22 protein-coding genes and 1 riboswitch are annotated in these 24,671 nt (G+C 67.3%); of the genes, 4 read left to right on the top strand and 18 right to left on the bottom strand.

Annotated features, from left to right (window positions below; translation table 11 throughout):
• Positions 1-2 precede the first annotated feature (2 nt).
• From tal to pgl, 4 genes are read left to right on the top strand one after another with little or no spacing between them, the layout of a single operon-like run.
• Positions 3-1,121 (top strand): transaldolase, encoded by a 1,119-nt coding sequence (tal, locus tag L1892_RS03395; protein WP_235722052.1) that lies wholly within the window; start codon positions 3-5, stop codon positions 1,119-1,121.
• Positions 1,122-1,127: 6 nt separating this feature from the next.
• Positions 1,128-2,666 carry a glucose-6-phosphate dehydrogenase gene (gene zwf / locus L1892_RS03400; protein ID WP_235722053.1) on the top strand — a complete coding sequence of 513 codons (1,539 nt, stop codon included), beginning with the start codon at positions 1,128-1,130 and terminating at the stop codon, positions 2,664-2,666.
• Between the two features lie 49 nt (positions 2,667-2,715).
• Positions 2,716-3,636, top strand: a complete 921-nt coding sequence (locus tag L1892_RS03405; RefSeq protein WP_235722054.1) for a glucose-6-phosphate dehydrogenase assembly protein OpcA — start codon at positions 2,716-2,718, stop codon at positions 3,634-3,636.
• Positions 3,636-4,367 carry a 6-phosphogluconolactonase gene (gene pgl / locus L1892_RS03410; RefSeq protein ID WP_235722055.1) on the top strand — a complete coding sequence of 244 codons (732 nt, stop codon included), beginning with the start codon at positions 3,636-3,638 and terminating at the stop codon, positions 4,365-4,367. The genes L1892_RS03405 and pgl overlap by 1 nt, the downstream gene beginning before the upstream one ends.
• Before the next feature lie 74 nt (positions 4,368-4,441).
• Here the strand turns inward: pgl and L1892_RS03415 are convergent, their stop codons facing one another.
• The 18 genes from L1892_RS03415 to fmt all read right to left on the bottom strand — a co-directional run bounded on the left by L1892_RS03415 (position 4,442) and on the right by fmt (position 24,590).
• Positions 4,442-5,176: an NAD(P)H-dependent oxidoreductase gene (locus L1892_RS03415; protein ID WP_308191647.1), complete on the bottom strand. Its 735-nt coding sequence runs from the start codon at positions 5,174-5,176 to the stop codon at positions 4,442-4,444.
• Positions 5,177-5,272: 96 nt separating this feature from the next.
• Positions 5,273-8,125: a phosphoenolpyruvate carboxylase gene (gene ppc, locus L1892_RS03420; protein ID WP_235722057.1), complete on the bottom strand. Its 2,853-nt coding sequence runs from the start codon at positions 8,123-8,125 to the stop codon at positions 5,273-5,275.
• A 173-nt stretch (positions 8,126-8,298) separates the two neighbouring features.
• Complete coding sequence (gene secG, locus L1892_RS03425) at positions 8,299-8,532, bottom strand: preprotein translocase subunit SecG (protein ID WP_235722058.1); 234 nt, start codon at positions 8,530-8,532, stop codon at positions 8,299-8,301.
• Between the two features lie 183 nt (positions 8,533-8,715).
• Entirely contained in the window at positions 8,716-9,504 is a 789-nt protein-coding gene (tpiA, locus tag L1892_RS03430; protein ID WP_235722361.1) for a triose-phosphate isomerase, read from the bottom strand.
• Entirely contained in the window at positions 9,501-10,712 is a 1,212-nt protein-coding gene (locus tag L1892_RS03435) for a phosphoglycerate kinase (protein WP_235722059.1), read from the bottom strand. Before L1892_RS03435 ends, tpiA begins: the two co-directional genes overlap by 4 nt.
• 31 nt (positions 10,713-10,743) lie before the next feature.
• Positions 10,744-11,763: a type I glyceraldehyde-3-phosphate dehydrogenase gene (gene gap / locus L1892_RS03440; protein WP_235722060.1), complete on the bottom strand. Its 1,020-nt coding sequence runs from the start codon at positions 11,761-11,763 to the stop codon at positions 10,744-10,746.
• Positions 11,764-11,925: 162 nt separating this feature from the next.
• A complete protein-coding gene (gene whiA / locus L1892_RS03445; protein WP_235722362.1) occupies positions 11,926-12,903 on the bottom strand; it encodes a DNA-binding protein WhiA in 978 nt (325 codons plus the stop codon).
• Between the two features lie 131 nt (positions 12,904-13,034).
• Entirely contained in the window at positions 13,035-14,084 is a 1,050-nt protein-coding gene (locus tag L1892_RS03450) for a gluconeogenesis factor YvcK family protein (protein WP_272492736.1), read from the bottom strand.
• Complete coding sequence (gene rapZ / locus L1892_RS03455; protein WP_235722061.1) at positions 14,081-15,013, bottom strand: RNase adapter RapZ; 933 nt, start codon at positions 15,011-15,013, stop codon at positions 14,081-14,083. Before rapZ ends, L1892_RS03450 begins: the two co-directional genes overlap by 4 nt.
• The gene (gene uvrC, locus L1892_RS03460; RefSeq protein WP_235722062.1) at positions 14,997-17,105 is read right to left on the bottom strand and encodes an excinuclease ABC subunit UvrC; all 2,109 of its coding nucleotides are present in this window, start codon (positions 17,103-17,105) and stop codon (positions 14,997-14,999) included. Before uvrC ends, rapZ begins: the two co-directional genes overlap by 17 nt.
• 21 nt (positions 17,106-17,126) lie before the next feature.
• Positions 17,127-17,615, bottom strand: a complete 489-nt coding sequence (locus tag L1892_RS03465; protein ID WP_235722063.1) for a PH domain-containing protein — start codon at positions 17,613-17,615, stop codon at positions 17,127-17,129.
• Positions 17,612-18,100, bottom strand: coding sequence for a 6,7-dimethyl-8-ribityllumazine synthase (ribH, locus tag L1892_RS03470; protein ID WP_235722064.1), 489 nt, complete (start codon positions 18,098-18,100; stop codon positions 17,612-17,614). The genes L1892_RS03465 and ribH overlap by 4 nt, the downstream gene beginning before the upstream one ends.
• Complete coding sequence (locus tag L1892_RS03475; protein ID WP_235722364.1) at positions 18,097-19,395, bottom strand: bifunctional 3,4-dihydroxy-2-butanone-4-phosphate synthase/GTP cyclohydrolase II; 1,299 nt, start codon at positions 19,393-19,395, stop codon at positions 18,097-18,099. Before L1892_RS03475 ends, ribH begins: the two co-directional genes overlap by 4 nt.
• 35 nt (positions 19,396-19,430) lie before the next feature.
• Complete coding sequence (locus L1892_RS03480) at positions 19,431-20,120, bottom strand: riboflavin synthase (protein WP_235722065.1); 690 nt, start codon at positions 20,118-20,120, stop codon at positions 19,431-19,433.
• A gap of 68 nt (positions 20,121-20,188) precedes the next feature.
• Positions 20,189-20,347: riboswitch (FMN riboswitch) on the bottom strand.
• 91 nt (positions 20,348-20,438) lie between these two features.
• Positions 20,439-21,434, bottom strand: a complete 996-nt coding sequence (gene ribD, locus L1892_RS03485; RefSeq protein ID WP_235722066.1) for a bifunctional diaminohydroxyphosphoribosylaminopyrimidine deaminase/5-amino-6-(5-phosphoribosylamino)uracil reductase RibD — start codon at positions 21,432-21,434, stop codon at positions 20,439-20,441.
• A gap of 49 nt (positions 21,435-21,483) precedes the next feature.
• The gene (rpe, locus tag L1892_RS03490; protein WP_235722067.1) at positions 21,484-22,182 is read right to left on the bottom strand and encodes a ribulose-phosphate 3-epimerase; all 699 of its coding nucleotides are present in this window, start codon (positions 22,180-22,182) and stop codon (positions 21,484-21,486) included.
• A 39-nt stretch (positions 22,183-22,221) separates the two neighbouring features.
• Positions 22,222-23,580 (bottom strand): RsmB/NOP family class I SAM-dependent RNA methyltransferase, encoded by a 1,359-nt coding sequence (locus L1892_RS03495; RefSeq protein WP_235722365.1) that lies wholly within the window; start codon positions 23,578-23,580, stop codon positions 22,222-22,224.
• Positions 23,581-23,645: 65 nt separating this feature from the next.
• Positions 23,646-24,590 (bottom strand): methionyl-tRNA formyltransferase, encoded by a 945-nt coding sequence (gene fmt, locus L1892_RS03500; RefSeq protein WP_235722068.1) that lies wholly within the window; start codon positions 24,588-24,590, stop codon positions 23,646-23,648.
• Positions 24,591-24,671 lie beyond the last annotated feature (81 nt).

A 24,671-nucleotide genomic window follows, 5' to 3' on the forward strand; every position in this document is an offset into this window, starting at 1 on the left:
GCATGACTCAGAACGCAAAGCTGGCAGAACTGTCCGAGGCCGGCGTCTCGGTCTGGCTCGACGACCTGTCCCGAGAACTGATCTCCTCCGGTGGCCTCAAGGAACTGGTCGAGACCAAATCCGTCGTCGGAGTCACCACGAATCCATCCATCTTCCAGGCGGCCCTGTCGAAGGGAACCGCCTACGACGGCCAGGTCAACGAGCTGGCCGCGCGCGGAGCCGACGTCGACGCGACGATCCGGACCGTCACCACCGACGACGTACGCAACGCCTGCGACGTGCTCGCACCGGTGTTCGAGGAGTCCGACGGCGTCGACGGGCGCGTGTCGATCGAAGTGGATCCGCGACTGGCCCACGAAACCGACGCCACCGTCGCACAGGCCGTCGAACTGTGGAAGATCGTCGACCGGCCCAACCTGCTGATCAAGATCCCCGCCACCAAGGCCGGACTGCCCGCGATCACCCGCACCCTGGCCGAGGGCATCAGCGTGAACGTGACGCTGATCTTCTCGGTGGAGCGGTACAAGGAGGTGATGGACGCCTACCTGGACGGCCTCGACGCGGCCGCCGCAGCGGGCCATGACCTCTCGACCATCCATTCGGTCGCCTCGTTCTTCGTCTCGCGGGTCGACACCGAGGTCGACAAGCGTCTCGATGCCATCGGTACCCCGGCCGCCACCGACCTCAAGGGCAAAGCCGCACTGGCCAACGCACGACTCGCCTATCAGGCCTATCAGGAGGTCTTCGAGGTCGAGTCCCGCTTCCCCGACCTTCTCGCGCAGGGCGCCCGCCCACAGCGTGCCCTGTGGGCGTCGACCGGGGTGAAGAATCCCGACTACCCCGACACCCTGTATGTCAGCGAACTCGTCGCCCCCAACACGGTGAACACCATGCCGGGCAAGACGATGGATGCGTTCGCCGATCACGGCTGGGTCAACACCGGATCCATCGTCGGCCTGGCGAACGAGTCGCAAGAGGTCTTCGACAGTCTCGCCGCTGTCGGCATCGACGTCGCCGACGTCTTCAAGGTCCTCGAGGACGAGGGCGTGGAGAAATTCGAGGTGTCGTGGAACGAGTTGCTCGACGCCACCGCCGAGCAGCTCACGGCCGCGAAGGGCTGACCGCGCGTGCCCGGCGGCGGTACCACCTGGAACAACCCGCTCCGCGATCCCCAGGACAAGCGGCTGCCACGGATCGCGGGCCCGTGCAGCCTGATCATTTTCGGCGTGACGGGCGACCTCGCCCGCAAGAAGTTGATGCCGGCGGTCTACGACCTCGCCAATCGGGGTCTGCTACCGCCGTCGTTCGCGCTTGTCGGTTTCGCTCGGCGCGACTGGGACGACGAGGACTTCGCCAAGGTCGTCCATGACGCGGTGCGCGATCACGCACGCACGGGGTTCCGCGAGGAGGTGTGGGAGCGACTCGCCGAAGGCTTCCGGTTCGTCCAGGGTGCCTTCGACGACGACAGCGCGTTCGACCGCCTCAAGGAAACCCTGGAAGGACTCGACAAGGAACGCGGCACCGACGGCAACCACGCGTTCTACCTGTCGATCCCGCCCAAGGCCTTCCCCACGGTCTGCGAGCAGCTGGACCGCAGCGGCCTGGCCAAGGAAGACGGCGACCACTGGCGTCGCGTGGTGATCGAGAAGCCGTTCGGACACGACCTGGAATCGGCCAAGGAACTCAACGCGATCGTCAACGGGGTGTTCCCCGAGTCGTCGGTCTTCCGGATCGACCACTACCTCGGCAAGGAGACGGTGCAGAACATCTTGGCGTTGCGCTTCGCCAACCAGATGTTCGATCCGCTGTGGAGTTCGCATTACGTCGACCACGTGCAGATCACCATGGCCGAGGACATCGGACTCGGCGGCCGCGCCGGCTACTACGACGGCATCGGCGCAGCACGTGACGTGATCCAGAATCATCTGCTGCAGCTGATGGCGCTGGTCGCCATGGAGGAACCGATCTCCTTCGAACCCAAGCAACTGCAGGACGAGAAAATCAAGGTGCTCGCGGCGACCCGCAACATCGAGCCGCTCGACGAAAACACCGCGCGAGGGCAGTACGGCGGTGGCTGGCAGGGCAGCCAGAAGGTGCCGGGACTGCTCGATGAGGAGGGCTTCGCGAAGGACTCGACCACCGAGACCTTCGCCGCGATCGCCCTCGAGGTGGACTCCCGACGCTGGGCCGGTGTCCCGTTCTACCTGCGCACCGGCAAACGCCTCGGACGCCGCGTCACCGAGATCGCACTCGTGTTCAAACGGGCTCCCCATCTGCCGTTCGACAAGACCATGACCGAGGAACTCAGCCAGAACGCGCTGGTCATCCGAGTACAGCCGGACGAAGGGATCACCCTTCGGTTCGGGTCCAAGGTGCCGGCGTCGAGCATGGAGGTCCGCGACGTCAACATGGACTTCAGCTACGGCACCGCGTTCACCGAGGCGTCGCCGGAGGCCTACGAGCGACTGATCTTGGACGTGTTGCTCGGTGAGCCGTCGCTCTTCCCGGTCAACGAAGAAGTCGAACTCTCCTGGAAAATACTCGACCCGGTCATAGAACACTGGGCCGAGTCCGGCACGCCCGACACCTACGAGTCGGGGACCTGGGGCCCGGCGTCCGCCGACGAGATGATGTCGCGCGTCGGCCGAACCTGGCGCCGACCATGACCGCGACGCCCGTGCATCCGCCGGTAGACCAACGACAGAATGGCTGACGATGATCGTCGAGTTGCCCAACACCTCCACCACCGATGTCGCGAAGAAAATCGTCGAAGTCCGGGAGGCCGGCGGCGCCATCAGTCTCGGTCGCGTGCTCACGCTGGTCGTGTGTGCCGAACACGGCGAACCCACCGAAGGTGCCATCGAGGCCGCGATCGGTGCCAGCAGTGAGCATCCGAGCCGAGTGATCGTGGTGACCCGCGGCGATCGCTCTGCCGACTCCCGGCTCGATGCCGAGATTCGGGTGGGTGGCGACGCCGGGGCGTCGGAAGTGGTGCTGCTCTCGCTACAGGGTGAACTCGCCGATCACCCGCGCTCGGTGGTCACCCCGTTCCTGTTGCCCGACACACCGGTTGTCGTGTGGTGGCCCGGCGAGGCGCCCACTGCGCCGGCATCCGATCCGATGGGTTCACTCGGGCGCCGTCGCATCCTCGACGCCAACCGGTGTGCCAATCCCAAGACGGTGCTTGCCCGGCGGTTGGCCACGTACTCGCCGGGTGACACCGATCTCGCCTGGACGCAGATCACCCATTGGCGGGCCCTGCTGGCCTCGGCAGCGGATCGACCGCCGCACACGCCGCTCACCGAGGTCGTGGTGGCAGGCCCCGCCGACTCCCCCGGCATCGACCTGCTCGCGGGCTGGCTACGGTCGGCGCTGTCGGTGCCGACCCGGCGGACCGTGGGAAGCTTCGAGGTCCGTCTGATGCGCGAAGACGGCCCGACCGTCCTCTCGCTCGACATGAACAACAACGCTGTGCTGAGCATGCCGGGCAAACCCGACGGGCGCGTCGCGATGACCCGCCGCGAACTGCCTCTTCTGCTGGCCGAGGAACTACGTCGCCTCGACACCGACGACGTCTACGCACTGGCACTGCAGGGTGTGGTGGACGTGGAGTTCGAAGGACAGGCGGTCGCCTGATGATTCCGGAAACCCTGGTGTTCGACGACAAGAGCGACCTGGTCGCGACCGCGTCCAGTCGATTCGTGGATCTGGTCACCAAGGCCCAGGCCGACCACGGTGTCGCCTCGGTCGTGTTGACCGGCGGCAGCAACGGGATAGCGATCCTGCGTGCGTTGGCGGCCGACAGCGGTGACGTCGACTGGTCACGGATCGAGTTGTTCTGGGGCGACGACCGATTCGTGCCCGCCGACGACCCGGAGCGCAACTACGGACAGGCGCGCGAGGCGTTGCTCGATCATGTTCCGGTCGACCCGGCGCGAGTGCACGCCATGGCACCGTCGGATGGCGAGTTCGGCGATGACATCGAGGCCGCCGCCGCCTCGTACGCATCGGTGTTGACGCGGACCAGTGCCGGCCGTGTGCCGCATTTCGATCTGCACCTGCTCGGGATGGGCGGTGAGGGTCACATCAACTCGCTGTTCCCGCACACCGCGGCCACCGCCGAGACCGAGAAGATTGTTGTCCCCGTGGAAGACTCGCCCAAGCCGCCACCCCGACGCATCACCCTGACGCTCCCCGTGGTCAACCGCAGCAAGGCGGTGTGGTTTCTGGTTGCCGGCGAGGACAAGGCCGAGGCGGTCGCGGCAGCCCACACCGGCGCGCACGCAGCCGACTGGCCCTGCGCCGGTGCGCACGGAACCGACGAGACGGTCTGGTTCCTGGATCGTCCCGCCGCGTCGCGCCTCTGAGGCGGTCGTCGTCGGGCCATGCTCTTCGCATGGACCAACTGGGCGGCCGACGGGTACACGTCGTCAGGCCCCGGTCACGTCACGAAGCGATGAGCGGCGTTGCCGGTGAGCCCAGGTGAGACACCCTCGCACAATCGAATCGGGTGATCGTAGAACTCCTCGTCGAGGGGTAGGAATCCGATCGGTTCCTCGTCGGCAACACTGCGAAGTCTGTCGGCCAGCTCGCGTTCGACCCCTTCGATGGTGGACGCATTCACGTCGCGCGCCTGGGTGATGAGATGCGGACGGAGTGCGGACATCCCGGTGTACCAGAGGGTTCCGTGCAGCGTAGGCCACAGCACGTCCTCGATGTCGCCGCTGATCCCGCGCGGGCCGAGGCTACCGGGACGGTCGCCGGCGGTGACGATCGTCAGCGCACGTCGTCCGACCAACCCGCCGTCGCCGTACTTTCGGGCTCTCCCCGTGGCCGGATCCATCACGTCGTAGGCGAAACCGCGCTCGAAGACCCGGTCGATCCATCCCTTCATGATCGCCGGCATGCCGTACCACCAGAGCGGGAACTGCAGCACGACGAGGTCGGCATCGGCCAGTTTGCGCTGTTCGGTTTCGACGTCGGCCCCGCCCTCCTCGCGCAGAACCGGATCCCAGTCCATCGCGTAGAGATCGGATTCGGTCACCTGCCACCCCTCGGCGTGCAGAGCCCGTACACCGAATTGATGGAGATGGCAGTTGAGAGACCCGCGATCGGGATGTGCACTCACCCACAAAGCCTTCATGCCGGGTGCAACACGGACAACCGACTGCCGCATTCCGCGCGAGGGAACCGCCTGCGCCGGTCGGGGCGCCCAGTCAACAAGAATCAGTGCCCAATCGACGGGAAAGGCGCCCAGTCGACGGGCCGGGGACTAGCCCGAGTTGCGTAGGGCGGTGGCGAGGCCGTTCATCGTCAGCTGGATCCCGCGGCGTATCCGTGGCTCGTCGTCACCGGCACGGAACCGGCGCAGCAGCTCGATCTGCAACAAGTTGAGCGGCTCCAGATACGGGAACCGGTTGTACACCGAGCGTTTCAGCGCCGAGTTGTCCGACAGCAGGTCCTCGGTACCGGTGATCTTCGCGCACATCGCGATGGTGCGTTCGTGTTCGTCGACGATCATCCCGAACACCGTGTCGCGTAGGTCCTCGTCCTCGACGAGCTGGGCGTAGCGGTGCGCCAGTCCCATATCGGACTTCGCGAGCACCTGCGCCATATTGGATATGACGGTGCGGAAAAACGGCCAGGTCTCGTAGTAGCGGCGCAAGGTTTCCAAGCGCTTCTCGTCGTCGCGCACCCATTGTTCGAAGGCAGAACCGGTGCCGTACCACCCGGGCAGCATCACCCGCGATTGCGTCCAGGACAGCACCCACGGGATGGCCCGCAGATCGGAGATCTTCTCGGTCTGCTTACGCGACGCCGGCCGGCTGCCGATGTTCAGCGCGCCGATCTCCGACAACGGTGTCGACGTGGTGAAGTACTCCACGAAGCCGGGCGTCTCGTGAACCAACTTGCTGTAGGCGGAACGTGCGAGGGCCGCGATCTCGTCCATGTTGCTGTAGACGTCCTCGGATTCGTCGCCGAGTCCTTCCACATCGAGCAGCGACGACTCTATGGTCGCTGCCAGCAAGGTCTCCAGATTTCGTTCGGCCAGGACGGGTTCGGCGTACTTGGCCGCGATGATCTCGCCCTGCTCGGTGATTCGCAGAGAACCCTGCACGGCTCCGGGCGGTTGCGCGAGGATGGCGTCGTAACTCGGGCCACCACCGCGCCCGACGGTGCCACCACGTCCGTGGAACAGTCGCAGTCGGATTCCGGCCTTCTCGGCCGCCTCCACCAGGTCGAGTTCGCCGCGGTACAACGCCCAGTTCGCGGCCATGTACCCGCCGTCCTTGTTCGAGTCGGAGTAGCCGAGCATCACCTCCTGCATACCGGCCTGACCTTCGACGAGGTCGCGATAGAGGGGGATGTCGAGTGCCGCCAGCAGTGTCTCGGCCCCTTGCTGCAGATCCTCGATGGTCTCGAACAGCGGCACGATACGCACCGACGACGACAGCTTTCCGGTCTCCGGATCCAGATCGATCAATCCGGCTTCCTTCAGCAGGATCATCGGCTCGAGCATGTCGCTCACCGACGTACACATGCTGATGACGTAGTTCGGCACCGACTCGGGGCCGAACATATTGACGGCCTTGGCGGCTGCCCGCACGATGTCGAGTTCCTTGGTCGCGAGCTCGCTGAGCTCCGCGTCCAGTCGGGTGAGCGGACGTCGTGCGGTGAGCTCGCGTGTCAGGATCTCCACCCGTTGCGCCTCGTCGAGTGAGGCATAGTCCGGGTGCACGCCGGCCCATGCGAGCAACTCGGCAACGACCTCTTCGTGCATGTCGGAGTTCTGCCGCATGTCCAGGCCGGATAGGTTGAAACCGAAGGTACGGACCGCTTCTCGCAGCATGAGCAGGCGGTCGTCGGCGATGATGTCGTCGTGGGTGGATCGCAGCGCGGCGTCCACGATGTCCAGCTCGGCGAGCAGCTCGTCTGCGTCGGAATACGGCTCGGCCCCGTCGAGCTCGAAGAGATCCGATGCCTTCATGACCTCCTCACCGAACATGTGGACCGCGGTGGCCACGAGACGAGATCGGATCTTGCCCAAGGCGAGTCGGAACGGCTCGTCGGCTGCGGGATCGGCCCGGTCGACTCCCCCGAGTTCATAAATCCGGTCGTCGGGCGACATGAGGCGCGTCGACATGCTCAGTTCTTCGGCCAACAGGCGCAGTTCCGACAAGTGGTGACCGATGGCCGTACGCGCCGCGAGGGTGGTGGCCATCTCCACGATCTCCCCGGTGACGAAGGGATTGCCGTCGCGGTCGCCACCGATCCAGGAACCCATCCGCAGCATCGGATCGTCGTCGAGCCCGGCGTCGGGGTACGCGCTGCGCAGCGCCGCACGGACACCTGTGTTGATCTTGGGTACCACCTCGAAGAAGGAGGCGTCGTAATACCGCAGGCCGGAGCGGATCTCGTCCTTGATGTTGAGTCGCTCGAGACGGATCAGCGCCGTCTGCCACAGGGTCAGGATCTGCCGGCGGAGGCCTTCGAGCACCTCGGCCTCTTCGGCCGGCGTCAGTTCGGTCCGGCTGCGGAAACGCATGAGTTCGGTGATGCGGTTCTGAGCTTCGAACACGGTGCGGCGGCGCGTCTCGGTCGGATGAGCGGTGATGACCGGCACCACCGTCGCGTCCGCCAGCGCCTTGCCCACCTGAGCATCGGTCAGCCCGGCTTCGGCCAGCTTTGCGTAGGTTGCCGCCAGGGTGCTGTCCTGGGGCGGATCGCCCGCTCGCACATGGATGGCGCGCCGCCGTTCGCGGTGGATGTCCTCGGCGAGATTGGCCAGCAGGGCGAAGTTGCAGAACGCACGGATCACGGGCATGGCAACCGACAGGTCGACATCGGCGAACATGTCGGCGAGGGTGTCGCGATCGATCTCCGCGCGACGGATGCGGAATGCGGCGATCCGCGCGTTCTCGACCAGATCGAAGACCTCGTCGCCCGAGTGTTCGCGAACCATGTCACCCAGCAGGCCGCCGAGCAGGCGGATGTCCTCACGCAGTGGCTCGGTGAGAGCGCGGCCCTCGTCGTCGATGATGATGTGGTCGGCGATTGTCATCGTGGGACGCCACGCAGGCGCTCCGGCGGACCGAGTGGACTCAGACGAGATCGATTCGCTCATGAGGTCAGTATCCCGGTATTCACACGGTGCGTCATCTCGGGGCGCGTCGGGGCGCGTCGGCCCGGCGGCCGGTATCGGGCACCGTGGCGGGCGCGGTCAGCGCGAAAACGGCGACCCATACCTCCGCACTGATGCGGAAAGGCAGGGTCGCCGAATGTTTCGACGTCTGATCGTCAGGAAAGTTTGATGTCGACTCCGATGCCGATGATGAAGATGAACCAGATGATGCCGACGAAGACGGTCAGCCGATCCAGGTTGCGCTCGACGACGCTCGAACCGGACAGACTCGACTGCACACCGCCACCGAACAGCGACGACAAGCCACCGCCCTTACCGCGGTGCAGCAACACCAGCACCACCATCAACACGCTGGTGATGACCAATCCGATGTCGAGTGCGAGCTTCACGTGTAGTCAGTCCTGTTCGGTCGGTGCAAAGCAACTGTGGCAGGTCGCGCGGAGCGTCGAACTCCGCACAACCTGCCACAGTCTACGCGCTCGTCGCCGGTGCTCAGAGAATGGGGTGACGGGGGTCAGCGGAACCAAACCCCTGCCGCCCTCAGGAGGCCCGGAGCTTGCGAGCAGGAGCCGTCACGGCAGTGGCCCGCCGGCCGCGATGGCCGACAATGTCGCGAACTCGTCGGATTTCAGCGACGCACCGCCGACGAGGGCTCCGTCGACATCGGTCTGGCCGACGATGTCGCCGACGTTCTTCGCGTTCACCGAGCCGCCGTACAGCACCCGAACCGAATCTGCGGTCGCATCGTCCGAGATTTCGGCGAGTGCACCCCGCACGGCCGAACACACCTCCTGGGCGTCCTGCGCGCTGGCCACTCGCCCCGTGCCGATGGCCCACACCGGCTCGTACGCGATGACCACCTTGCCGACCTCCTCGGCCGACAAACCCGCCAACGACCCCTTGAGTTGGGTGACGTTGTATGCGACGTGTTCGCCCGCCTCCCGGATGTCGAGACCCTCACCGATGCACACGATCGGCGTCAGGCCGTGCTTGAGCGCCGCCTTGGTCTTGGCCAGGACGACCTCGTCGGTCTCGGCATGCATGGTGCGACGCTCGGAGTGTCCGACGACGACATAGGTGCACCCCAGCTTGGCCAGGAAGGCACCGCTGATCTCACCGGTAAACGCCCCCGAATCGTGTGCCGACAGATCCTGCGCACCATAGGTGAGCAGCAACTTGTCGCCGTCCACGACGGTCTGGACGCTCCGGATGTCGGTGAACGGCGGGATGACCGTCACATCGACCTTGTCGAAGTACTTCGCGGGCAAGGCGAACGCGATCTTCTGGACGAGCGCGATGGCCTCCAGATGATTCAGGTTCATCTTCCAGTTGCCCGCAATGAGCGGTGTACGCGCCATCAGCTCTCCAGCACTTTCAGTCCGGGCAGCTCCTTGCCCTCGAGATACTCCAGGGATGCCCCGCCACCGGTCGAGATGTGCGAGAAATCGCTGTCGGGCAGACCCAGGGTGCGCACGGCGGCCGCCGAGTCGCCGCCGCCGACGACCGTGAACGCGCCGCCCTTGGTGGTCGCCGCGATCGCTTCGGCGACCCCGCGGGTACCCGATGCGAACTTCTCGAACTCGAACACGCCCGAAGGCCCGTTCCAGAACACCGTCTCGGCTCCGGAGAGCACCGCGGTGAAACGTTTGACCGATTCGGGCCCGATGTCCAGACCCATCCACCCCTCTGGGATCTCCGTTACGGAGACCGTCTTCGCCTCGGCGTCGGCGGCGAACTTGTCGGCCACCACCACGTCGACCGGCAGCCGGATCACGTCACCGAACTGCTCGAGCAGGCCCTTGCAGGTGTCGATCTGATCTTCCTGCAGCAGCGAGTTGCCCACCGAGTGTCCCTGCGCGGCAAGGAAGGTGAACGCCATGCCGCCACCGATGACCAGGGTGTCGACCTTCGGGGCCAGCGCTTCGATGACGCCGAGCTTGTCCGACACCTTCGACCCGCCCAGGACGACCGCATACGGCCGCGCCACCTCGTGGGTCAGCTTCGACAACACGTCTACCTCGGCCGCCACGAGTTTGCCGGCGTAGTGCGGCAGGAGCTTCGCGACGTCGTACACCGACGCCTGCTTGCGATGCACCACACCGAAGCCATCGGAGACGAAGGCACCGTCGTCGCCGACCAACTCGACGAGCGCCTTGGCCAGCGCTTCCCGTTCGGTCTCGTCCTTGGAGGTCTCGCGCGGATCGAAACGCACGTTCTCCAGCAGCAGGACATCGCCGTCGGTGAGGCCTTCGGCCCGGGCGAGCGCATCGGTTCCGACCACGTCGCCGGCCAACTGCACGTTGCGGCCGAGTTCGGCGCCGAGTCGCTCGGCCACCGGGGCCAGCGAGAACTTCGGATCCGGTTCGCCCTTCGGACGACCGAGATGCGCGGTGATGATGACCTTTGCACCGGCATCGACCAGCGCCGACAAGGTCGGCAGGGAGGCCAGGATGCGGCCCGGGTCGGTGATCGTGGTTCCGTCGAGCGGAACGTTGAAATCCGACCGGACCAGCACTCCCCGACCCGAAACGCCTTCTTCCAGAAGGTCTTTCAGTGTGGGTACGCCCATGGTGGCGTTGCTCCTAGTGACTCGAGGGCGATTACAGCGACTTGCTGACGAGACCGGTCAGGTCAACCAGGCGGTTGGAGTAGCCCCACTCGTTGTCGTACCAGGAGACAGCCTTGACCTGGTTGCCGATGACCTTGGTGAGGCCGGCGTCGTAGAGCGACGAGTGCGGATCGGTGACGATGTCGCTGGAGACGATCGGCGCGTCGTAGTACTTCAGGATGCCCTTGAGCGGTCCCTCGGCAGCAGCCTTCATCGCAGCGTTGATCTCGTCGGCGGTCGCGGACTTCTCCAGGATCGCGGTGAGGTCGGTGACCGAGCCGGTCGGGATCGGCACGCGCAGGGCGTAACCGTCGAGCTTGCCGAGCAGTTCGGGCAGCACCAGGCCGATGGCCTTGGCCGCACCGGTGGAGGTCGGGACCACGTTCAGCGCGGCGGCGCGGGCGCGGCGCAAATCCTTGTGCGGGCCGTCCTGCAGGTTCTGGTCCTGGGTGTAGGCGTGCACGGTGGTCATCAGGCCGGAGACGATGCCGAACTCGTCGTTGAGCACCTTGGCGAACGGGCCGAGGCAGTTGGTGGTGCACGAGGCATTGGAGATGATGTTCTGGCTGCCGTCGTACTTGTCGTCATTGACGCCCATCACGATGGTGATGTCCTCGTTCTTGGCGGGCGCGGAGATGATGACCTTCTTGGCGCCGGCGTCGAGATGCCCCTTGGCCTTGGTGCCGTCGGTGAAGATGCCGGTCGACTCGACCACGACATCGACGCCGAGATCACCCCACGGGAGTGCCGACGGGCCCTCCTTGATCGCCATCGCCTTGATCTTCTTGTCGCCGACGACGATGGTGTCCTCACCCTCGAGGCTGACGTCCTCTGGGAGGCGGCCGAGGATGGAGTCGAACTTGAGCAGATGAGCGAGTGTCGCGTTGTCGGTCAGGTCGTTGACCGCGACGATCTCGATGTCGGTGGTACCCAAAGCCTTCTGTGCTTCCACGGCGCGGAAGAAGTTGCGGCCGATCCGGCCGAATCCGTTAACGCCTACCCGAACAGTCACTGTTGTGCTCCTTAGCGGTATTCATCATCAAGGCCTGCGGCCGCAAACGGGGGCGACATTCACGATGGTGAACATCACCCGTGGCCCACCTCAGCCTAGTAGGAGGCTCACCGAACAGCATGCGATGGGTACGAATCGCCCGACACGCGGGTTCGACTGCGCTCAGGCGTCGTCGAGCAGGTCCGAGGTCACGGCCGATTCGGTGTCCGGTATGCCGTCGGTGCGGGCCTTCTTGTCCGCCATCGACAGCAATCGTCGAATGCGCCCGGCGACGGCATCCTTGGTCATCGGCGGATCGGCGAGCTGACCGAGTTCCTCCAGGGAGGCCTGCCGATGGGTGATGCGCAACTGGCCGGCGGCCACCAAGTGATCGGGCACCTCATCGCCCAGGATGTCGAGGGCCCGCTCGACCCGGGCGGCCGCCGCGACGGCGGCCCGAGCCGAACGACGCAGGTTGGCATCGTCGAAGTTGGCGAGGCGGTTGGCGGTTGCGCGGACCTCGCGACGCATGCGCCGCTCCTCCCACACCAGCCGGGTGTCGTTGGCACCCATGCGGGTCAACAACGCACCGATGGCCTCCCCGTCCCGGATGACCACCCGGTCGGCTCCGCGCACCTCACGTGCCTTCGCGGACACACCGAGCCGGCGGGCCGCGCCGACCAACGCGAGGGCCGCTTCGGGGCCGGGGCAGCTGACTTCGAGTGCTGAGGAGCGACCCGGCTCGGTCAACGAACCGTGGGCCAGGAAGGCACCGCGCCACGCGGCCTCGGCGTCGGCGACGCTGCCGCCGACGACCTGAGCCGGGAGGCCCCGGACCGGTCGGCCACGCAGGTCGAGCAGTCCGGTCTGGCGCGCCAGACCCTCACCGTCCTTGGTGACCCGCACGATGTAGCGGGCACCTTTTCGAAGACCGCCGCTACGCAACACGTGGACGTCGGAGTTGTAGCCGTACAGGTCGAAGATCTCCCGCCGCAGCCGTCGCGCGACGTTGCCGAGGTCCACCTCCGCCTCGACCACCACCCGCCCCGCCACGATGTGCAGTCCGCCGGCGAATCGCAACAGCGCCGACACCTCGGCCTTGCGGCAACTCACCTGGGTCACGGTCAGACGTGAAAGCTCATCCTTCACCGCCGCGGTCATCGCCACCGGTCCCTGCCCTCCTGTCACGGTTCTTCTGTCCGGGTCGCGCCGTGGCACGCCAGGAGCATTGAACCCATCCCCGGTGATCACTGCGTCGGCTCCGAACGCCGTCGCCGGTGCACACGACTCACTCACGATTCTTGCGCTCGGACAGCGTATCGACTCAATTCACCTTCGCACAGTTGCTTCACCAGAGTGGCGACTTTCTCCGGGTCGTGCACGTGCCGACCAGGTATTGCGAGGTCACCTACGTGCAGGCGTGCGCCGAACAACTCAGCCGCCCGGATCAGGTGATCCCGCTCACGCCCGGCGGGTACCGAGGCGGCGTCGACCACGATGTCGTCGACCTGGAACACGTCGGCGTGGGCGTGCAGCACATGGAGGTGGCGTTCCACCGAGAATCCGGTCGTCTCACCGGGTTCGGGTGCCAGGTTGACGAACAGCATCCGCCGCGCGCGGGTCTCCCGCAGCGCCCGGAGCTGCTCGGGTACCAGCACGTGCGGGATCACGCTGGAGAACCAGGACCCCGGGCCCAGCACCACCAGATCTGCCTCGCGGATCGCCTCGACGGCATCCGGGCACGCCGGCGGGTCTGCCGGGAGCAGACGGACCCGCCGGACCTTTCCGGGTGTGGTCGCGACCGCGACCTGCCCGCGGATGCACCTGCTGATGCGCGGGTCGCTCTCCAGCCCGGAGACGTCGGCCTCGATGTCGAGTGGCACCGCCGACATGGGCAGCACGCGGCCATCGATGTCGAACACGGCGACGAGCTCGTCGAGCGCCGCCACCGGATCCCCGGTGACCTCGGTCAGGCCTGCCAGCAGCAGGTTGCCGACCGGGTGACCCGCCAGAGCTCCCCGACCGCCGAATCGATGCTGGAAGATACTCGCCCACAGTTCGTGTGCCGATGGGCCGTGCGGGGTGGGTCCATCTACCCTGTCGGCCAGCGCGGCCGGCGCAGACATCAACGCCGACAATGCCATTCGCAGATCACCAGGCGGGATGACGCCCAATTCGGCGCGCAGCCGTCCCGACGATCCACCATCGTCGGCGACGGTGACCACTGCCGTGACATCAGGGCTCAGATAGCGCATCGCCGTCAGCGTCGCGTACAGACCGTGCCCCCCGCCGAGCGCCACGATCCGCATGTCGCGCGCCGCGGGTTCCTGCGGGGCACTCATTCGCGCCCCAGATCACGATGGATCACCCGCACGTCGTAGCAAGGCGTGCCGTGCGTGTCGGTCGCCGCCGCGAGCCGACGGCCGACCTCCTCCGAGATCGCCACGCTGCGGTGTTTGCCGCCGGTGCACCCGATGCTGATCGTCATGTACCGCTTGCCTTCTCGCAGGTATCCGGGAGCCACCACCGCCACGATCTCGAGATGGAGATCCACAAAACGACCCGCACCGTCCTGACCGAGCACGTAGTCCCGGACCTCGTCATCACAACCGTTCTGCGCCCGCAGGTCGGCGATCCAATACGGGTTCGGCAGGAACCGGACGTCGGCCACGTAGTCGGAGTCGATCGGCAGACCGTACTTGAATCCGAACGACTGCACGGCCACGCTGAGGCGGTTGTCGGTGTCGTGCGGGTACACCCCCTCCACCACCTCGCGCAGTTTGGCTGCGGTCAGCGCCGATGTCTCTACGACAAGGTCGGCGGAGTTCTTGATCGGCGCCAGGATGGCGCGCTCGCGGGCGATGCCGTCGACAAGTGTCTCGCGGCCCTGCAACGGATGGCGTCGCCGCACCTGTTCGAAGCGGCGCACCAGGACATGGTCACTGGCGTCGAGGAACAGCAGCTTGGTGCGCGCGCCGGACGTTTCCAGCGACTTGCGGAGATCGTCGAGTTGACCGCCGATCTCGTCGTCGGACGCGCGGATCACCATCGCCAGGCGCGAGATCGTCGGGTCGCTCTCGCGCACCATCTCCACCATTGTCGCGATCAACGACGGCGGCACGTTGTCGGCGACGTACCACCCGTCGTCCTCGAGCACGTTTGCGGCGGTGGAACGGCCGGCCCCCGACAGACCGGCGACGAACAGGACGGTGAGGTCCGTGGCCTCTCTGCCGGTCTCGGCGGTCGGTTCGGCGTCAGGTGGGTCGATCACCGGTCGTCTCCTCCACTCGTTGCTCCGTCGATTCGCGTTGAGTTGTTGCAGCTCCCGCGCCGGCGTGCTCCGGCCCAGCAGGGTCGCGCACAGCAGGGTCTGGCCCATCGTGATCGGCCCCAGCGGGATCCGACACCGCGGGGTCGGGTGCCGCATCCTGGGCCAGTGCGGCTCGGACGGCTCGTGCGGTCGCCGACCCGATTCCCGGGACCCCCGAGATCTCCTCCAGAGACGCCTCGCGCAGGCGGGCGACCGACCCGAAATGCGTGACGAGCGCCGTGCGGCGGGTACGACCGAGCCCCGGCACACCGTCGAGAACGGATTCGGTCATGCGTTTGCTGCGCTTGCTGCGGTGGAAGGTGATCGCGAAGCGGTGCGCCTCGTCGCGCACGCGTTGGAGCAAGAACAACGCCTCGCTCGTCCGCGGCAGGATCATCGGTTCATCATCACCCGGAATCCACACCTCTTCCAGCCGTTTGGCCAGTCCGACGACCGCGACGTCGGTCACGCCGAGCTCGTCGAGCACCGTGGCGGCGGCGTGCGCCTGCGGCGCACCACCGTCGACCACGAAAAGGTTTGGTGGGTAGGCGAACTTGCGGGCGCGACCGGTATCGGGGTCCACCGCGGAGGTGATCGGACTCTCCTGATCCTGCCGATGCCGCAGGAATCGCCGTCGGGTCACCTCGGCGATCGAGGCGACGTCGTCGGAGCGGCCGTCTCCGGCAGCGTGCCGGATCGAGTAGTGCCGGTAGTCAGATTTGCGGGCGAGGCCATCCTCGAACACGACCAACGACGCCACGACGTCGGTGCCCTGCACATGGGAGATGTCGACGCACTCGATTCGCAGCGGCGCCTGGTCGAGGCCGAGTGTCTCCTGTAGCTCGGTCAGGGCGGCCGACCGCGTCGTGAGGTCGCCGGCACGCCTGAGCTTGTGCTGCGCCAGTGCCTCGGCGGCGTTGCGCGTCACGGTGTCGAACAGCGCCTTTTTGTCACCGCGTTGCGGCACACGCAGGTCCACCCGGCTGCCCCGCAGATCCGACAACCACTGCTGGAGATCCGCGTGATCGTCGGGCAGCGCCGGGACCAGCACCTCGCGCGGGATCGACTCGCCGTGCGCACGGTCGTCGTCGATCTCGACGGTGGCGTCGAGATCGACCTGGGCACCGTAGAACTGGGTCAGGAACTGCCCGACCTCCTCACCGGCGGAATCGTCGTCGGACCGCTCGACCACCCATCCGCGTTGGCCACGGACCCGGCCATCGCGAACGTGGAAGACCTGCACCGACACCTCGAGTTGATCCCCGGACATGCCGACCACATCGGCGTCGGTACCGTCACCGAGGACCACTGCCTGCTTCTCCATCGCGCGCCGCATCGCGCCCACGTCATCACGCAGTCGAGCGGCCCGCTCGAAGTCGAGTTCGTCGGCAGCGGTGGTCATCTCACGCTCGAGTCGGCGGATCATCTGATCGGTGCGGCCGGCCAGGAAGTCGCAGAAGTCGTCGACGATCTCACGGTGCTGCTCGGCGGTCACGCGCCCGACGCACGGCGCCGCACACTTGTCGATGTACCCGAGCAGGCAGGGCCGGTCGATCTGTCGGTGGCGTTTGAAGACGCCGGTCGAACATGTGCGGGCCGGGAACACGCGGGTCAGCAGATCCACGGTCTCGCGGATGGCCCAGGCGTGCGAGTAGGGCCCGAAGTAGCGCACCCCGCGACGTCGCGGGCCACGGTAGACGAACAACCGCGGGTACTCCTCGTTGAGGGTCACCGCGAGCACCGGGTAACTCTTGTCGTCGCGATAGCGGACGTTGAACCGGGGATCGAATTCCTTGATCCAGTTGTACTCGAGCTGCAGCGCCTCCACCTCGGTGCCGACCACGGTCCACTCGACTGCCGCGGCGGTGGTCACCATCTGGCGGGTGCGCGGATGCAGCCCGGTCAGGTCCGCGAAGTACGACGTCAGGCGCGACCGCAGATTCTTGGCCTTGCCGACGTAGATGACCCGGCCGTGTGCGTCACGGAACTTGTAGACCCCGGGTTCGGTCGGGATGCTGCCCGCGGCGGGGCGATAGGTTGACGGGTCTGCCACACAGTCCAGGCTAATCGGTGCCTACGACTGCTCGACCGGACCCATCTCGCCGCCGGAGTCCGAGCCGTAGCGCTCGGCCAACTCACGAAACGAATTCATCGCCGACACCGCGCGATCGGCGTCGGCTGCCTGCACCGCGAGAACCGGCACGTGCTCGTCGTCGGGCAGCAACAACCGTGCGGAGAAGCCCTTGTCCGGATAGGTCATGCCGCGCACCCGATCCCAGCCGAACAGGCGCTCACCCACCAGGTTGCGTACCGCGACACCCGACGGACCCACCCGCAGCCGTGGCTGGGTGAACAGCAGGATGGCGGCGGCCTCGACTACCCCGATGAGCGCGAGACCGAGCTGGTCGGAGCCACCGATGTGCACGCCGGTGTCGGAGATGGTCAGCAGCGCGGCGAAGACGATGTGGATGGCCAGCACCACCGCGGCCGCCGCGATCGCGATCCGCGGCATCCGCCGGGGACGGTAGATCAGGTCCCACTCCACGGCTGTGTCCGCACTCATCCCAGCGACTCGCCCCGAGCCAGCGCACGCAGGGTCAGCGCTGATGCGAGTGCCGCTGTGGTGGCCTGGGCGCCCTTGTCCTCTTTCGAGTCCGGCAGGCCCGCTCGGGCCAATGCCTGCTCCTCGGTGAGCGTGGTCAGCACCCCGTTGCCCACCGGCGTGGACTCATCCAACGACACCCTGGTCAACCCGGCGGTGACAGCGTCACAGACGTACTCGAAGTGGGGGGTCTCCCCCTTGATCACCACACCCAGCGCGACCACGGCGTCGTGGGTGCGTGCCAGCGCCTGCACGATGACCGGCAGTTCGATCGCCCCGGCCACCCGGACCACGGTGGGGTCGACGACGTGATGGGACTCCGCCACCCGCAGCGCGCCCTCGAGTAGTGCAGTGCAGATGGTGTCGTGCCACTGGGAGGACACTATTGCCAGCCGCAGAACACTCGCATCGGCGAGGTCGAGTGTCGGCTCACCGTGTCCGCTCACGCCGGATCCGCCTCATCGTTGCGCTCCACCCAGTCCTCCAGTCCCACCAGGTCGTGGCCCATCCGGTCGCGCTTGGTACGCAGATAGTGCAGGTTCTCGGAGTTCGCGCGGACCGGCATCGGTACCCGGTCGACGATCTGTAGTCCGTAGCCGTCGAGACCGACGCGTTTGGCCGGATTGTTGGTGAGCAGGCGCATCGAACTCACGCCGAGGTCAACCAGGATCTGCGCCCCGAGCCCGTAGTCGCGTGAGTCCGCGGGCAGCCCCAACTGCAGGTTCGCGTCCACCGTGTCCGCACCGGAGTCCTGAAGCTGGTAGGCCTGCAATTTGTGTAGCAGTCCGATGCCGCGGCCTTCATGACCACGCATGTACAGCACCACGCCGCGGCCCTCGGCAGCGACCATCTCCATCGCCGCATCGAGCTGTGGCCCGCAGTCGCAACGCAGGGAGCCGAAGACATCACCGGTCAGACACTCGGAGTGGACCCGCACCAGCACGTCGTGGCCGGCTCCGTCCGGGCCCGTGACGTCGCCCTTCACCAGCGCGACGTGTTCGACGTCGTCGTAGATACTGGAGTAGCCGACAGCGCGAAAATCACCGTGCCGGGTGGGGATCCGGGCCTCGGCGACGCGGACCACGTGCTTCTCGTGCCGCCGACGCCAGGCGATCAGGTCGGCGATCGAGATGAGGGCAAGATCGTGATCGTCGGCAAAGACCCGCAATTCGTCGGTCTGCGCCATCGACCCTTCGTCCTTCTGGCTGACGATCTCGCAGATCACGCCGGCAGGCGCGAGTCCGGCCAGCCGCGACAGGTCCACCGCGGCCTCGGTGTGGCCCGGCCGTCGCAGCACGCCCCCCTCCTTGGCGCGCAACGGCACGACGTGGCCCGGTCGCGTGAAATCAACGGCGCTGCTGGCCGGGTCGGCGAGCAACCGCATGGTGGTGGCACGGTCGGCGGCGCTGATGCCTGTGCCGATCCCCTCCCGGGCGTCCACGGTCACTGTGTAGGCGGTGCCGTGTTTGTCCTGGTTCATGGAGTACATCGGGGGCAGGCCGAGCCGATCGCAATCGTCGCCTGCCAGCGGGACGCACAGGTAACCGGAGGTGTAGCGAACCATGAAGGCGACGAGTTCGGGCGTGGCCTTCTCGGCCGCGAAGATCAGGTCACCCTCGTTCTCACGGTCCTCGTCGTCGACCACCACCACCGCCTTGCCGGCGGCGACGTCGGCGATGGCCCGCTCGACCGAGTCGAAACGCACCTTCTCACGAACCGCCGGATCTGCCGGACCCGTCATGCCCTCACCACCTACCGTTGCACTGCTGATCATGTCTACTCCGCCGCCGATCCGTCTCGTCCACCAGTGTCGCCCACCGGTTGCGCCGGCGGGGAGTGCGCCTCCTGCAGAGCGGGATGGAGACGTTCGACGTACTTGGCGATCACATCGACCTCGAGGTTCACCGGGGCGCCGACGGCCGCCGCCCCGAGGTTGGTCTCCTGCAATGTGGTGGGGATCAGCGATATCTCGAACCAGGGCCCCGAGGTTCCGGGCTCGGAGGTTGCGGGCTGGGAGATCGACGACACGGTCAGTGAGACGCCGTCGACGGTGATCGATCCCTTCTCCACGATGTAGCGCTCGAGTTGGGTGGGTACCGCGATCCGTACGACGGTCCAGTTCTGTGACGGGGTCACCGACAGGATGCGTCCCACCCCGTCCACGTGGCCCTGCACGATGTGGCCGCCGAAGCGGCCGCCGGCCGCCATCGCGCGTTCGAGGTTGACGTGGTTGCCGGCAGTCAGGTCGGCGAGCGAACTGCGACGCAACGTCTCGGCCATCACGTCCACGGTGAACTCGTCGGTCTGATGCTCCACGACGGTCAGGCACACGCCGTTGACGGCGATGGAATCGCCGAAGCCGGCGTCGCTGGTCACCAGGGGGCCTCGGACGGTGAGTCGGGCCGCGTCGGCCAGGTCGTCTCGGCGGACGATCGTGCCGAGCTCCTCGACGATGCCGGTGAACACGGGTGTGTACTCCTCACAACTCGCTCGGTGCATACGGCGATGTGAGAAGGAGGGCAGGCACTGGCCGGCCCGGTTCTCTCACATCCGGACTATGACCGTCGGCTCCGGATTCACACCGGATCTGCTGTCCCTGCCGGAGGGCAGGCGCTCGCGGGCTCGGCATCCTCACGAGGTATGAGTACGCCATCACCGCCGGTGGGGAATTCCACCCCGCCCCGAGAACTCTGACATCGAAATTAGCACGCACTGACCCGCGACGGCACGCGGCGTCCCTGTGCGGCATGAGAGCGCGGACCCGTCGGCTGACGCCGGCGACGGTCAGACCGCGTCACCCGTGCGGGTCAGCCTCACGAGCACGTCATCGCCGAGGGTGTCGACCGCGGCGAGTGAGAACCGGTGCGCATCGGTCAGGGTGGTGATCCCCGGGATCTCCACCGACGCGGCGCCCCCGCCGAGCACCATGGGTGCGAGATAGGCATCGATCTCGTCGACGAGTCCCGCGGCGAGAAAAGCACCGATGATCGACGGACCGCCCTCCACCAGCACCCACAGCGCTTCGTCGAGCGCGTCGAGCACGGCCGCCGGGTCGTGGCTGCGGATGTGATGCAGGGGCGCGATACCGTCGGCGACCCGCGCACCGACCGGGATCGCGCGCCGGCCCATCACAGCTCGACTGGGCTGATGCGGGAGCAACGCCCCGTCGTCGGTGCGGGCGGTCAGCGCCGGGTCGTCGGCGAGCACTGTTCCGGTACCGACGACGATGGCGTCGAGCCGTGCTCGCTGTGCGTGCACACGCCGTCGACTCTGCTCGCCGGTGATCCAGCGACTCGTCTGGTCGGGCGCCGCGATCCTGCCGTCGATGGTGGAGGCGAGCTTGACGGTGACCAGCGGCCTGCCGTGGCGGTGACGAAACAGCCACGGCCGCAACGGCCCCGACTCCGCGGCAGCACGCTCGACGCCCGCCGCCACGGTCAGTCCCGCCGCCCGCAAGGTCGCGGCACCCCCGGCTGCCGCCGGGTTGGGATCCTCGGCCGCGAAATGCACGGCGACCACACCCGCATCGATCAAGGCTGCCGTGCAGGGTCCGGTACGTCCGGTGTGATCACAAGGTTCCAAGGTGACCACGGCGGTGGCACCTTTTGCCGCGGCGCCCGCCGCTCGCAGCGCCATCACCTCTGCGTGCGGACCGCCGGGCGGTTGGGTGTGCCCGCGTCCGACGACGGTGCCGTCGCGGTCCAGGATGACCGCACCGACAGGCGGGTTCGGCGAGCTGACACCTTGCGCGGCCGCCGATTCGTCGATCGCCATTCGCATCGCGCGAGCGATGTCGAAGTCTGTCGGCCGACGATTCGCCACCACGTCGTCAGGCGCGCGTCGTGCGCGCGGCGAGCGCCTGGTCGCGCAGCGCGGCAACGGCCGCCCCCGGGTCGTCGGCGCCGTAGACCGCTGATCCGGCGACGAAGCAGTCGATGCCCGCCTCCGCGGCCTGTTCGATGGTGTCGGCGTTGATCCCGCCGTCGATCTCGACGAGCAGGCGCAGGTCCTCGGTGTCGATGACCTTGCGGATCGCCCGCGCCTTGGCGAGCACCTCGGGCATGAACTTCTGCCCACCGAAGCCCGGTTCGACGCTCATGATGAGCAGGGTGTCGAAGTCGCGGATGATCTCCAGGTACGGCTCGAGTGGTGTGCCGGGTTTGATGCTCAGCCCCGCTTTGGCGCCGGCGGCGCGGATATCCCGGGCAACCGCGAGCGGGTCGTCGGTGGCCTCGGCGTGGAACGTCACATTGTGGGCGCCGGCCTCGGCGTACGGCGGCGCCCACCGCTGCGGATTCTCGATCATCAGGTGACAGTCGAGCGGGATGTCGGTGGCCTTGAGCAGGCTCTCCACCACTGGCAGCCCCAGTGTGAGATTGGGCACGAAGTGGGCATCCATCACGTCGACGTGCAACCAGTCGGCACGGTCGGCGCCCGGCCCGCCGACGGCCTGCGCCTCGGCGGCCAGGTTGGCGAAGTCGGCGGAGAGGATGGACGGGGCGATCATCGGGGCACCGGTGGCACACATGAGCACAGATTGTAGGGCGAGCTCGGACGACGACGATCGTCAGCGCCGCAGGACGGCCAGGAACATCGCATCGGTGCCGTGGATGTGCGGCCACAGTTGGACGTGGGGGCCGTCGCCGAGATGGTCGGCGGGTACCAGCGTCCGGGCGTCAATCTGCTCGACCTCGGGCTGCGCAGCGAGGACGTCGGCGACCACACCGACGGTCTCCGCCGGGTGCGGCGAGCAGGTGGAGTACACGACGACACCACCCGGACGGAGCAGCCGCACGGCCTCGGTGAGCAACTCGCGCTGCAGCGTGACCAGCCCGGGGATGTCCGCCGGGCCACGGCGCCACCGCGACTCGGGTCGCCGCCGTAGCGATCCGAGGCCACTGCACGGCGCGTCGAGCAGAATCCGGTCGAATCCGGGAGTCAACCCGCTCTCTCGCGCATCGGCGACATGGACGTCAACGGGCAGGTCACGCACCACCTTGCGGATGAGTTCGGCCCGGTGCTCGGAGACCTCCACCGCGTCGAGGTGGGCACCGTCGATGTCCGCGATGGCCGCGACCAGCGCGGCCTTCCCGCCGGGGCCGGCGCACATGTCCAGCCAACGGCCCGCGTCGTCGGCCACCTCGGCGACGGTCAGCGCCCGTCCCACCAGTTGGCTCCCCTCGTCCTGCACACCGGCGTAGCCGTCGCGAATCGCGTCCAGCTCCCCCGGGTCGCCGCCGGGCAGGTAGACGCAGTATGGCGAGTACCGGCCGACATCGCCGCCGCTGACGAGCGCCAGTTCTTCGGCGGTGATCAGTCCCGGTCGGGCCACCAGGTGTACAGGTGGCCGTTCGTCGTCGGCGGCCAGCGCGGCCTGCAGCGCTCCCGCGGACCCGCCGAGCGCCTCGTCGAACACCTCGGCGATCCAGCGCGGATGGGCGTACCGGAAGGCGAGGTTGCCGACGAGGTCGTCGGCCATCGACGGTGCGAGTTCGTCGATCCAGAGATCCTCGTCGCGCTGCGACACCTTGCGCAGCACGGCGTTGACGAAACCCGACGGCCCCATACCCATCTCGGACCGGACGAGGTCCACCGACGTCGACACCGCCGCATGGGAGCCGATCCGGGTGCGCAGCAGCTGATATGTGCCCAGGCGCAGCACATCGAGGACGGCCCCGTCGATCTCGCCGACCGGGCGGTTCGCCGCCGCGGCGATGACCGCGTCGAGCAACCCCTGCGCTCGCGCGGCCCCGTAGGCGAGTTCGGTGGCCAGCGCGGCGTCACGACCGGTGATCCCGCGGTCGGTCAGCATCCTCGGCAGCACCAGGTTGGCGTAGGCGTCGCGCTCCCGCACTGCGCGCAGGGTGTCCCGGGCGGCTTCCCGGGCCGGGTCGACCGCCTTGTCCCGCAGCGCCGCCTTCTTCATTCGCCCGGCTTCGGCGGGTCGCGCACGACCCGGGCGCGCACTGTCGGGCCGTCTGTGCCGGTCGCTCATGCCAGTACCGTCCCGTCGGTCAGCCGCGCGCCACGCGCCCAGTCGGCCGCCGGCATCGCCTTCTTCCCCGGAGGCTGTACCCACGACAACCGCACCGGTCCCGTCGCCGTCGCGACATCGACCCACTTCTTCGCGACCCGCAGCGACCCCGCGGCACCCGGTGTCGGAGCCCTGTCGCCACCTGCGTCGAGGATCTCGACCGGCCCGACCTTGATCCGCGCTCCGTCCAGCGTCGTCCAGGCACCGGGCGCGGGGGTGTGTGCCCGGATACGCCGGTCAATGATGTGTGCGGGCAGATCCCAGCGAATGCGTGCGTCGTCGACGCCGACCTTCGGTGCGTGGCTGACACCTGTTGAGGACTGCGCAACCGGGGTCAGCGAGCCGTCCTCGATGCCGTCGAGGGTGGACACCAGCAGGTGGGATCCGGCCCCGGCCAGTCGTTCGAGCAGATCACCACTGGTGTCGGCGGACCCGATGGCCTCGGTGATGATGCCGTAGACAGGTCCGGTGTCGAGTCCTTCCTCGAGCTCGAACGTCGTGGCACCGGTGACCTCGTCGCCTGCGGCGATGGCGTGTTGCACCGGTGCGGCCCCGCGCCACGACGGCAGCACCGAGAAGTGCAGATTGATCCATCCGTGGGTCGGCAGCGTCAGCAGGCCGGGCGGTACCAAGCCGCCGTAGGCGACCACCGCACCGCAGTCCGGACGCCACGAGCGCAGCCGATCCAGCACGCCGGCGTCGCTGAGTCGGCGCGGGGTGATCACGTCGATGCCGTACTCATCGGCGAGTGCCGCGATCGGCGACCGGACCTCCTTGCGGCCCCGCCCGGCGGCTGCGTCGGGGCGTGAGATCACCCCGACCACCTCGTGCTGCGGGGACTCGATCAGCAGGCGCAGCGACGGCACCGCGACGTCCGGAGTTCCGGCGAATACGACCCTCATATGACCCTTTCACGGCGTTCGCGACCTGCATCGAGGTCACCTCTGCGGCGGATGGCCTCGGATTCGTCTCGGACCACGACG

This window comes from Gordonia tangerina, assembly GCF_021556435.1.
Taxonomy (GTDB): Bacteria; Actinomycetota; Actinomycetes; order Mycobacteriales; family Mycobacteriaceae; genus Gordonia; species Gordonia tangerina.